An 11,816-nucleotide genomic window follows, 5' to 3' on the forward strand; every position below is an offset into this window, starting at 1 on the left:
TGTCGCACTCGCCGCCAAGCGACGCCCAAAATGCGTTGTAGTCGGAAAGAATCACTTTGTTTTTATCGTTGTAACGCGGACTGCGAAAGATATGCTGCTCGTTACTGACAGCCATTACCTTTTCGATATTCAATTGTTCCGCTAAACGACAAATGGCTTCCATAACAAGGCGTTTGGGGAATATTCCGTGGCAGGATTTGGTCGCTTTTTGTGTTGCTTCGTGCGGAAGTTGTGAATTGCCCTGCATGCCGCCGATAAATAATGTACTTTTCCCATTATATTCGCAGAACGTAAATGTCATTTTAGTCAGTTCGTCACCATCGCCATTTCGCACCAGAATGGTACTTTCACCCTCTTTATCCAGTACCGGAAACATCATCATGGTCACGGTAAATATCTCGTTATCTTTACCTGCAATTTGCGCCAACTGTAAGCCGTCATGACTTAATAAAGCGTTAAATTCACCAGGTAAAAATGCATGGCGGATAACATGATAATGAAAACGCACCGCATCTAATCGCATTCTGGGATCGAAGTTGGCGGCAAGGTAAGGACGATGCAGACGAACGGGCAGTCGGGGTTGACGGGCGAGCAGGTCTTCAAGCTCCGGCCACTGCGCCAGTTCAGTCATCCATTCCTGGGTAAGGCGAGGTATCAGCAATGAACGCCAGATAAACTTACGCCGAAAGCTCCGTTTATCCCAACACTGTGCAGGCCGTAATTGACCGCGGCTCAGGCTGTAAAAAAGACCCAGGCTGGTGATGGGTTTGCTGGAAAGAAAAGCGCTTTCAGTTAGTTGACTCATAATATAAATCCGATTGATACCCTGGCATTAATTTCAGCACAGCGGATCTTAACCATTCATCAATAACTCTGTTATTCTTGCGCTTTTCAACGGCTATTTATTTAACGTTGACGTTTAACACTCCACTCTGATGGACGTATTGGGGGAAATTGGGACATTTATGAAGCTCAAGGGAAAAATCAAAAAACGCTATTTTATCTTCGCCATCATCCTTATTGTGGCGATAATTGCACTATGGCGAACGCTTAATGCGCCTTTACCTCAGTATCAAACGTTAATTGTTCGTCCAGGCGATCTTCAGCAAAGCGTACTGGCAACCGGGAAACTGGATGCGCTGCGAAAAGTTGACGTCGGGGCGCAGGTCAGTGGGCAGTTAAAAACGCTGTCGGTCGCGATTGGCGATAAAGTAAAAAAAGATCAACTGCTTGGCGTTATCGATCCTGAACAGGCGCAAAACCAGATCAAAGAGGTTGAAGCGACGCTGATGGAATTACGCGCTCAGCGTTTACAGGCTGAAGCCGAGTGGAAGCTGGCGCGGGTGACGCTTTCCCGTCAGCAACAGTTGGCGAAAACCCAGGCGGTTTCACAACAGGATCTCGATACCGCGGCTACCGAAATGGCGGTCAAACAGGCGCAAATCGGCACCATTGATGCGCAGATTAAGCGTAATCAAGCCTCTCTTGATACAGCAAAGACCAACCTTGATTACACCCGCATTGTGGCGCCGATGGCGGGCGAGGTTACGCAAATAACCACCCTGCAAGGACAAACCGTTATTGCCGCCCAGCAGGCGCCTAACATTCTGACGCTAGCAGACATGAGTACCATGCTGGTGAAAGCGCAGGTTTCCGAGGCGGATGTTATTCACCTGCATCCCGGACAAAAAGCCTGGTTCACCGTCCTGGGCGATCCACAGACGCGCTACGAAGGTACGCTGAAAGATGTCCTGCCGACGCCGGAAAAAGTGAATGATGCGATTTTCTACTATGCCCGCTTTGAAGTGCCTAATCCGAAAGGGATCCTGCGTCTGGATATGACCGCACAAGTTCATATTCAGCTCACGGATGTCAAAAATGTCCTGACTATCCCGCTGTCGGCGCTGGGCGATCCTATTGGCAATAATCGCTATAACGTCAGGCTGCTGCGTAACGGCGAAACCCGCGAGCGTGAGGTGGTGATCGGCGCGCGCAATGACACCGATGTGGAGATTGTGAAGGGGCTGGAAGAGGGAGATGAAGTCATTACCGGCGAGGGCAATCCTGGAGTGGCGAAATGACGGCATTGCTTGAGCTGAGCAATATCCGCCGCAGTTACCCGTCAGGCGAAGGGCAGGTCGAGGTGTTAAAGGACGTTTCCTTGAGCATTCAGGCCGGTGAAATGGTGGCGATTGTCGGCGCGTCTGGTTCGGGTAAATCAACGCTGATGAACATTCTCGGCTGTCTTGATAAACCTACCAGCGGCACGTATCGGGTGGCCGGGCGCGATGTATCCACTCTCGATAGCGATGCGTTAGCGCAGCTGCGACGCGAGCATTTCGGTTTTATCTTCCAGCGTTATCATTTGCTGTCGCATTTGAGCGCCGCGCAAAATGTTGAGGTGCCAGCGGTCTATGCCGGGACTGAACGTAAGCAACGTCTGGCTCGTGCGCAGGAATTACTCCAGCGGCTGGGGCTGGGCGACAGGGTTGACTATCAGCCTTCCCAGCTTTCCGGTGGTCAGCAGCAGCGGGTCAGTATTGCGCGTGCGCTGATGAACGGTGGGCAGGTGATTCTTGCCGACGAACCCACCGGCGCGTTGGATAGCCATTCTGGCGAAGAGGTGATGGCGATTTTGCATCAACTTCGCGATCGCGGACATACGGTAATTATCGTTACGCACGACAGCCAGGTCGCCGCGCAGGCCGAGCGCGTCATTGAAATTCGCGACGGAGAGATCGTACGTAATCCGCCGCCGCACAAATCTTCTGGCGGACGCGAAATCTCCGAGTCGACAGTGAAAACAGTATCCGGCTGGAGTCAGTTTATCAGCGGTTTTCGCGAAGCGCTCACCATGGCCTGGCTGGCAATGGCTGCGAATAAGATGCGTACGCTGCTGACCATGCTGGGGATTATCATCGGTATTGCTTCGGTGGTTTCAATTGTGGTGGTGGGGGATGCGGCAAAACAGCTGGTGCTGGCAGACATTCGCGCTATCGGTACCAATACCATTGATATCTATCCCGGCAAAGATTTCGGCGATGACGATCCGCAGTATCAACAGGCGCTGAAATATGATGATTTAACCGCGCTGCAGAAACAGCCCTGGGTGAGTTCGGTGACGCCTGCGGTGTCGAAGAACCTGCGGCTACGCTACGGTAATATTGACGTGGCAGCCAGTGCGAACGGCGTTAGCGGCGACTATTTCAATGTCTATGGCATGACGTTTAGCGAAGGCACCACCTTTAACGCTGAGCAACTGGCTGGTCGGGCGCAGGTGGTGGTGCTTGACAGTAATACCCGACGTCAGTTGTTCCCCAACAAAGCGAAGGTGGTGGGCGAGGTCATTTTGGTGGGAAATATGCCTGCTACGGTGATTGGCGTTGCAGAGGAGAAACAGTCGATGTTCGGCAGTAGTAAGATCCTGCGGGTCTGGCTGCCTTACAGCACCATGTCCGGGCGAATTATGGGGCAATCGTGGCTGAACTCAATCACCGTGCGAGTGAAGGACGGTTTTGATAGCGCTCAGGCTGAGCAGCAACTTACCCGTCTGTTGTCGTTACGCCATGGGAAGAAAGATTTCTTTACCTGGAATATGGACGGCGTCTTGAAAACCGCCGAAAAGACCACACGTACATTACAACTCTTCCTGACGCTGGTGGCGGTCATTTCGCTGGTGGTAGGTGGGATCGGCGTGATGAATATTATGCTGGTTTCGGTAACCGAACGAACGCGCGAGATTGGCATTCGTATGGCGGTTGGCGCGCGCGCCAGTGATGTGCTGCAACAGTTCCTCATTGAAGCGGTGCTGGTATGTCTGGTTGGCGGCGCGTTGGGCATCACGTTGTCGATGCTGATCGCCTTTACGCTACAGTTATTCCTGCCCGGCTGGGAAATTGGCTTCTCACCCGTTGCGCTGCTCACGGCATTCCTGTGCTCAACCGCTACCGGAATTTTGTTTGGCTGGTTACCGGCGCGTAATGCGGCGCGGCTTGATCCGGTAGATGCGTTAGCGCGGGAATAATGTTACAGAGATAAAAATGCCAGCCGCAAGGGCTGGCATTTTGACTGCGGGATGTACACAATGAAACAGAAGGGTTAAGCGACGGCTTCTGCTTCAATGACAGGCACGATGACACTGGCATGATTGCCTTTTGGCCCCTGGTGGACATCAAACTGGACAGACTGTCCGGCTTTTAGCGTTCTGTAACCATCCATCTGAATGGTGGAGTAATGGGCGAAAATGTCTTCGCCGCCGCCTTCGGGGCAGATGAAACCAAACCCTTTGGCGTTGTTGAACCACTTAACAGTACCCGTTTCCATACTTCGACATCCTTCGTAGATCTTATATAAGTAAGATGGAATGAACCGGTTGCGGAGTGGGGGCTGTTCAAAACCTCGCCAACTCTCGAAACTACAATTTAGAGAAATCAGGCGGGGCGTCAAGCGTCAGACGGATGGAATAGGGTAAAAATGCATCAAAATTTGAAGCAGTTAACGCTATTGTCGGTTCTGTGACAGATGTCGCGGATGACACTAATAGATGATAGTTATCTAATACTTGAGGTAGATTGATTGTGTGCATAGGCTGCTTGTCAGCGGCAACATTTTCTGCCGGAAACCGTAACTGAAGATGACGACTGACAATGAGTAAGACGAACGACTGGCTGGATTTCGATCTGCTGGCGGAAGACAAATTGCGCGACGCGCTAAAACCGCCATCTATGTATAAAGTGATATTAATCAATGATGATTACACTCCGATGGAGTTTGTTATTGACGTGTTACAAAAATTCTTTTCTTATGATGTAGAACGTGCAACGCAACTGATGCTTGCAGTTCACTATCAAGGTAAAGCTATCTGCGGCGTATTCACTGCCGAAGTGGCTGAAACCAAAGTCGCGATGGTGAACAAATATGCAAGGGAGAACGAGCATCCGTTGCTGTGTACGCTGGAAAAAGCCTGAATGCAGGCATAAATATTGGGGGAGGTGCCTATGCTCAATCAAGAACTGGAACTCAGTTTAAACATGGCTTTCGCCAGAGCGCGCGAGCACCGACATGAGTTTATGACCGTCGAGCACTTGTTACTGGCGTTGCTCAGTAACCCATCGGCCCGCGAAGCGCTGGAAGCGTGTTCTGTGGATCTGGTGGCGCTCCGTCAGGAACTCGAAGCCTTCATTGAACAAACCACACCCGTATTGCCTGCCAGTGAAGAAGAGCGCGACACGCAGCCAACGTTGAGTTTTCAGCGTGTACTGCACGTGCGGTCTTTCATGTTCAGTCCTCCGGGCGCAATGAAGTTACCGGCGCAAATGTTCTGGTAGCCATTTTTAGCGAGCAGGAATCTCAGGCGGCCTATCTGCTGCGCAAGCATGAAGTGAGTCGCCTGGACGTGGTGAATTTTATTTCTCATGGCACGCGCAAAGACGAACCAAGTCAGTCTTCTGACTCCGGGAATCAGCCAAATAACGAAGAGCAAGCTGGCGGGGAGGACCGTATGGAGAACTTCACGACTAACCTTAACCAGCTTGCCCGTGTGGGTGGAATTGATCCGCTCATTGGCCGGGAAAAAGAGCTGGAGCGCGCCATTCAGGTACTCTGCCGCCGTAGAAAAAACAACCCGCTGTTGGTGGGTGAATCTGGCGTCGGTAAAACCGCGATTGCCGAAGGCCTTGCCTGGCGTATTGTCCAGGGCGACGTGCCGGAAGTTATGGCGGACTGCACCCTTTACTCTCTGGATATCGGGTCGCTGCTGGCGGGCACCAAATACCGCGGCGATTTTGAAAAACGCTTTAAGGCGCTGCTGAAACAGCTGGAACAGGATACCAACAGCATCCTGTTTATTGATGAGATCCACACCATTATCGGCGCGGGTGCGGCATCGGGTGGCCAGGTGGATGCGGCGAACTTAATCAAGCCTCTGCTCTCCAGCGGTAAAATCCGTGTGATAGGCTCCACGACCTATCAGGAATTCAGCAATATTTTTGAGAAGGACCGGGCGTTAGCGCGCCGTTTCCAGAAAATTGATATCACTGAGCCGTCGGTAGAAGAGACCGTGCAGATTATCAACGGTCTGAAACCGAAATACGAAGCGCACCATGACGTTCGCTACACCGCGAAAGCAGTGCGTGCCGCGGTCGAACTGGCGGTGAAATACATCAACGATCGTCATCTGCCGGATAAAGCCATTGATGTGATCGATGAAGCGGGGGCGCGTGCGCGTCTGTTACCGGTCAGCAAACGCAAGAAAACCGTTAACGTTGCCGATATTGAGTCCGTGGTGGCCCGCATCGCGCGTATCCCGGAGAAGAGCGTGTCGCAGAGCGATCGTGATACGCTGAAAAATCTGGGTAACCGTCTGAAAATGCTGGTATTCGGACAAGATAAAGCCATTGAGGCGCTGACTGAAGCGATCAAAATGAGCCGTGCCGGTCTCGGCCATGAGCATAAACCTGTCGGTTCATTCCTGTTTGCCGGACCGACTGGCGTTGGTAAGACCGAAGTCACGGTGCAGCTGTCCAAAGCGCTCGGCATTGAGCTGCTGCGTTTTGATATGTCCGAGTATATGGAACGTCACACCGTCAGTCGTCTGATTGGTGCGCCTCCGGGATATGTCGGTTATGACCAGGGCGGTTTGCTGACCGACGCGGTCATTAAACACCCGCATGCGGTCCTGCTGTTGGATGAAATCGAAAAAGCGCACCCGGATGTCTTTAACCTGCTGCTGCAGGTAATGGATAACGGTACGCTGACCGACAATAATGGCCGTAAGGCGGACTTCCGTAATGTGGTGCTGGTCATGACCACCAACGCCGGGGTACGTGAGACCGAGCGTAAATCGATTGGGCTTATTCATCAGGACAACAGCACTGATGCGATGGGCGAAATCAAAAAAGTGTTTACGCCGGAGTTCCGTAACCGTCTCGACAATATTATCTGGTTTGACCATCTCTCTACCGAGGTGATTCATCAGGTTGTTGATAAGTTTATTGTCGAGTTGCAGGTACAGCTGGATCAGAAAGGCGTCTCGCTGGAAGTAAGCCAGGAAGCACGTAACTGGCTGGCTGAGAAAGGCTATGACCGCGCGATGGGCGCACGTCCAATGACGCGTGTTGTTCAGGACAACCTGAAAAAACCATTGGCCAACGAACTGCTGTTTGGTTCGCTGGTGGATGGTGGTCAGGTAACCGTTGAGTTGGATAAAGAGAAAAATGAGCTGACCTATGGTTTCCAGAGTGCGCAAAAGCACAAGCCAGAAGCCGCACATTAAGTTCTAATCACTAATGAGCCGGGCGTAATGCCCGGTTTTTTTTCGCCTGAATGTTGTGATTTGAATTGGGGGTACCCGGAGTATTTAACCAGCAGGCAAAAAAATAAGCCTGCGTAAGGGAGATTACGCAGGCTAAGGAGGTGGTTCCTGGTACAGCTAGCATTTATGGGTTATGTTTTTCAGCGGGTGGGATAATACCCTTAATGAACGAAACGGTATGTGATCGATTTCTAAGAATCTTCCGATCGCTGAAAAATAACCGTAATTAACTACTTAGCATGCGGGTTACGTGTGGACTCACCGGCAAAATTACGCATTAGCAAGGCATAATTCAGATCGATATCCTCAGGTACCGGCATCCACACGGTGTAACCATCGCCCGGAGCAACCGGCATGGCTTCGCCTTTCGCGTTTTCCATCTGCTCAAGGGTAAAGTTGATATTGCCCTGTGGGGTCATCAACTCCAGGCTGTCGCCGACGGTGAATTTGTTTTTCACCAGTACGGCTGCAAGTTCGCCTTTACGTTCGCCGGTAAATTCGCCAACAAACTGCTGACGCTCCGACACAGAGAAACCGTATTCGTAGTTCTGATAGTCGTCATGCGTATGGCGGCGCAGGAATCCTTCGGTGTAACCGCGATGCGCCAGACCTTCCAGCGTCTCCAGCAGTTGCGGGTCGAACGGTTTGCCGGCAGCGGCATCATCAATCGCTTTGCGATAAACCTGCGCGGTACGTGCACAATAATAGTATGACTTGGTACGGCCTTCGATCTTCAGCGAATGCACGCCCATCTGCGTCAGACGTTCAACGTGGGCAATAGCACGCAAATCCTTCGAGTTCATGATGTAAGTGCCGTGCTCGTCTTCGAACGCGGTCATGTACTCACCCGGTCGCTGGGCTTCTTCAATCATAAAGACTTTATCTGTCGGCGCGCCAATACCCAGCGTGGGTTCGACGTTTTGTACCGGGATCGGCTCGTACTTATGGACGATATTGCCCACCACGTCTTCTTTCCCTTCCTGCACGTTGTATTCCCAGCGGCAGGCATTGGTACAGGTGCCCTGGTTCGGGTCGCGCTTGTTGATGTAACCAGAGAGCAGGCAGCGCCCGGAATAGGCCATGCACAATGCGCCGTGAACGAAGATCTCAATCTCCATATCGGGCACCTGGGTACGGATCTCTTCAATTTCTTCCAGCGACAGCTCGCGAGACAGGATCACGCGGGTCAGCCCCATCTGCTTCCAGAATTTGACCGTCGCCCAGTTAACGGCGTTAGCCTGCACCGACAGGTGAATATCCATGTCAGGGAAGTTCTCGCGCACCAGCATAATCAGACCCGGGTCCGACATGATCAGCGCATCCGGCCCCATTTCCACCACCGGTTTCAGATCACGAATGAAGGTTTTCAGCTTGGCATTGTGCGGCGCGATGTTAACCACCACATAGAATTTTTTACCCAGTTCATGGGCTTCATTAATGCCGAGCTGCAGGTTTTCGTGGTTGAATTCGTTGTTGCGTACGCGCAGTGAATAACGCGGTTGGCCCGCATAGACAGCATCTGCGCCATAGGCGAAAGCGTAACGCATATTTTTCAGCGTTCCCGCCGGGGAAAGGAGTTCCGGTTTAAACATAATTATCTCGTTCTGATGACAGGTCAGACTCGCCTCACTTAATGAGGCGGTTAGGGGAGTGCCCCCATATTAAGGGCGGGCATTGTAGCGCTGAGGGGCGGGCAGGTAAAGTCATTGTGCTGGTGGTCGCTTCGCCTTACCCGATATCATTTGGACTATCGCTGATTACGCAATTCGGCACGCATCGGCTTCCCAGCGATACCCTACGCCATACACCGCGCGGATAAATGACTGCTCCGCATCCAGCGATTCCAGCTTGCGTCGCAGGTTCTTAATATGGCTGTCGATGGTGCGGTCAGTAACGACGCGGTAATCGTCATACAGATGGTTGAGCAACTGCTCGCGGGAGAACACTTTTCCCGGCTCATGTGACAGCGTTTTGAGTAAGCGGAATTCCGCGGGCGTTAAGTCGAGCATTTTCCCCCGCCACGACGCCTGAAAACGACTTTCGTCGACAATTAGCGGGCTGTCTGCATCCATTTGTTGCAGTTCGCGCTGAGGTTTACAACGACGCAGGATCGTCTTCACGCGAGCGACGACTTCGCGCGGGCTGTAGGGTTTACAAATATAATCATCCGCACCAATCTCCAGTCCCAGCAGGCGATCAATCTCTTCGATTTTTGCGGTTACCATCATGATGGGAACTTCAGAGAAACGCCGAATTTCCCGACACAGGGTCAGGCCATCGGTGCCGGGCAGCATCAGATCCAATAAGATCAGATCGGGCGGCGTTTGACGTACGTAAGGCAGAACCAGATCGCCATGGCTGATGAGCGTAGGCGCGTAGCTTGCCGCCCGCAGATAGTCGATAAGCAGTTGTCCCAGCTTGGGTTCGTCTTCCACGATCAGAATACGTGGCGTGTTTTCATCAATGGGTAACTCTGTCATACATCTCTCTGTAAATCGCGTTCGAGCGGTAGCTCTACTGTAATGCTAACCCCGCCAAAAGGCGAATGGGCGGCGCGGATCAGACCATTATGCGCCTGGACGATATTGACGCAAATCGCCAGCCCCAAGCCGGAACCTCCGCTGGCGCGGTTACGCGAGCCTTCGGTGCGATAAAACCGTTCAAACAGCTTCTGCAACTGCTCTTCACTCACGCCGGGAGCGGAATCCGCGAAGGTTAATAACACCATTCGTTCACGTTGTTCGGCGCTGATATGCAGCCCACCGCCGCTGTCGGTATAGCGCAGGCTGTTTTCCAGCAGATTGTTGAATAATTGCATCAGACGATCTCTGTCGCCAAATACCGTCATGCTGTCCGGGAGAGAAAGTTGTATCGTCAATCCACGACTGGCAAAGCGTTCACGAAATGCACCGCTTGCCACTTCCAGCAGGGGAATAAGATCCAGCGATGTTTTCTGATAGGCCAGCGCGCCTTCATCGGACATGGAGAGCTGATGAAGATCGTCCACCAGTTTGGTGAGCGTTGCGACTTCTGCCTGTAAAGAGGTAATGGAGTCAGGGGTAAACTGGCGTACCCCATCCTGAATGGCTTCCAGCTCGCCGCGTAGCACCGCCAACGGCGTACGCAGTTCGTGAGAAATATCGGCCATAAAGTCACGCCGCATCTGCTGGTTTTTTTCCAGTGTACTGGCAAGCTGGTTGAAGTCTTGCGCCAGTTTGCCCAGCTCATCGGTACTGGTCGGCGCAACGCGGGTGGTGAAATCGCCTGCCGCCAGTTTATGCGTGCCTTCCACCAGTCGCTTGACCGGGGCCAACAGGCTGCGCGCCAGCGTAAACGTTGCCAGCGCCGCCAGAATTGTGGAGAGCGCGACGATAAGCCAGCTGGAGCGTCTTTGCTGCATGTCGAAATTGATATCCGTATTTCGCGTTAAGCGCTCTACGGGAGAGGCAATCACGGCACCCACTTCGCTACCGTTGACGCGGATAGGATGGCGCATACCGTCGTGAGGGACCGGAGCGCGCGGGCCGACCAACACGCGAGCGTTTTGATCAACAACCCAAAATTGGGTACGCCAGCCGTGCGGCGGCATGCCGGGACCAGGTTTATCATCGTCGTTGTCGTGTTCAAATGAGCGCAGGATCTGAAAAACAAAACGATCGTTATTGCGTAAGAACCGCCAGTTGCCATGCTGCTCATACTGCTCGCTCAACGCGTCGCTGAGCATTTGCAGACGCTGCTCGTTACCGTGTTTGATATAGTCAATAAAACCCCGTTCGAAGCTAATGCGTACGGCCCAGTGCATACTGATCAGCAACACGATGCAGGTGGCGAAAATCGCCAGAAACAGTTTGCCGGTAATACCGGGCCGCCAGAACTTCATCAGGTGCTCCTTCTGCGCCGTGAAATCACCGCGTTAGTTTGCGTGTCGTTCGGCACGCGGGCAAAAATAATGGCGGGCAGCGCAATAATGAATGCAATGCACAGCCAGGTATACATAAAGACGGTATGCGTACTGCCGCTGTCAATAGCGATATGCTGCTGGCCAAACATACCTAGCAACAGGCCAGCGATAGTCACCCCGATACTCATCGACAATTGCATGATCATCGACAGCAGGCTGTTGCCGCTGCTGGCGAGATCGTCTGGCAGGTCTTTAAGCGTCAGGGTATTCATGGATGAAAAACGCGTTGAGTTGACCATTCCCTGTAAGAACAGCACCAAGGGCAGGGCGTAATACCAGCCGAGCAGCGCGGTGGTCATCAGCAACAGGCTGACCAGCGACAGGCCAAGCGTTGTGGCGACCAGTACGCGGCGGTAGCCAAAGCGGTTAACGACCTGTACTACAATGCGCTTCATGCTCATACTGCCGAGCACCATCGGGACCATCATCAGCCCGGCATGAAAAGGTGAAAAACCGAGGCCAATCTGTAAAAACACCGGCGTCATAAACGGCAGCATACCGCTGCCGATGCGTCCGGCAAAACTGCCGAGCAGACCTAACGAG

At 52.6% G+C, this 11,816-nt stretch carries 9 protein-coding genes and 1 pseudogene; 4 read left to right on the forward strand and 6 right to left on the reverse strand.

Annotated features, from left to right (window positions below; all coding sequences use genetic code 11):
• The coding region (locus KQJ18_RS16815; protein ID WP_216422353.1) for a VirK/YbjX family protein at positions 1–805 on the reverse strand (805 nt) is incomplete at its 3' end.
• Positions 806–965: 160 nt separating this feature from the next.
• Between KQJ18_RS16815 and macA the strand changes: the two genes are divergently transcribed.
• Both macA and macB read left to right on the forward strand, forming a co-directional pair.
• Entirely contained in the window at positions 966–2,081 is a 1,116-nt protein-coding gene (macA, locus tag KQJ18_RS16820; RefSeq protein ID WP_216422355.1) for a macrolide transporter subunit MacA, read from the forward strand.
• Positions 2,078–4,024, forward strand: a complete 1,947-nt coding sequence (gene macB / locus KQJ18_RS16825; protein WP_085047909.1) for a macrolide ABC transporter ATP-binding protein/permease MacB — start codon at positions 2,078–2,080, stop codon at positions 4,022–4,024. Before macA ends, macB begins: the two co-directional genes overlap by 4 nt.
• A 74-nt stretch (positions 4,025–4,098) precedes the next feature.
• On the opposite strand, the gene cspD is transcribed toward macB, so the two are convergent.
• A complete protein-coding gene (gene cspD / locus KQJ18_RS16830) occupies positions 4,099–4,323 on the reverse strand; it encodes a cold shock-like protein CspD (RefSeq protein WP_003036813.1) in 225 nt (74 codons plus the stop codon).
• Between the two features lie 323 nt (positions 4,324–4,646).
• Between cspD and clpS the strand changes: the two genes are divergently transcribed.
• Entirely contained in the window at positions 4,647–4,967 is a 321-nt protein-coding gene (gene clpS / locus KQJ18_RS16835) for an ATP-dependent Clp protease adapter ClpS (protein WP_006683877.1), read from the forward strand.
• 30 nt (positions 4,968–4,997) lie between these two features.
• Positions 4,998–7,273, forward strand: a pseudogene (gene clpA / locus KQJ18_RS16840) (ATP-dependent Clp protease ATP-binding subunit ClpA).
• 269 nt (positions 7,274–7,542) lie between these two features.
• On the opposite strand, the gene yegQ reads toward clpA, so the two are convergent.
• The 4 genes from yegQ to KQJ18_RS16860 form a co-directional block, all read right to left on the reverse strand.
• Complete coding sequence (gene yegQ, locus KQJ18_RS16845; protein WP_006683890.1) at positions 7,543–8,904, reverse strand: tRNA 5-hydroxyuridine modification protein YegQ; 1,362 nt, start codon at positions 8,902–8,904, stop codon at positions 7,543–7,545.
• Between the two features lie 165 nt (positions 8,905–9,069).
• Complete coding sequence (baeR, locus tag KQJ18_RS16850; RefSeq protein ID WP_038641831.1) at positions 9,070–9,792, reverse strand: two-component system response regulator BaeR; 723 nt, start codon at positions 9,790–9,792, stop codon at positions 9,070–9,072.
• Positions 9,789–11,192 (reverse strand): two-component system sensor histidine kinase BaeS, encoded by a 1,404-nt coding sequence (gene baeS / locus KQJ18_RS16855; RefSeq protein WP_085047912.1) that lies wholly within the window; start codon positions 11,190–11,192, stop codon positions 9,789–9,791. Before baeS ends, baeR begins: the two co-directional genes overlap by 4 nt.
• Positions 11,192–11,816: MFS transporter (locus tag KQJ18_RS16860; RefSeq protein ID WP_216422356.1), on the reverse strand; the 625-nt coding region annotated here is incomplete at its 5' end. The genes KQJ18_RS16860 and baeS, both read right to left, overlap by 1 nt.

It is taken from the genome of Citrobacter sp. S55_ASV_140, assembly GCF_018919505.1.
GTDB lineage: Bacteria > Pseudomonadota > Gammaproteobacteria > Enterobacterales > Enterobacteriaceae > Citrobacter > Citrobacter werkmanii.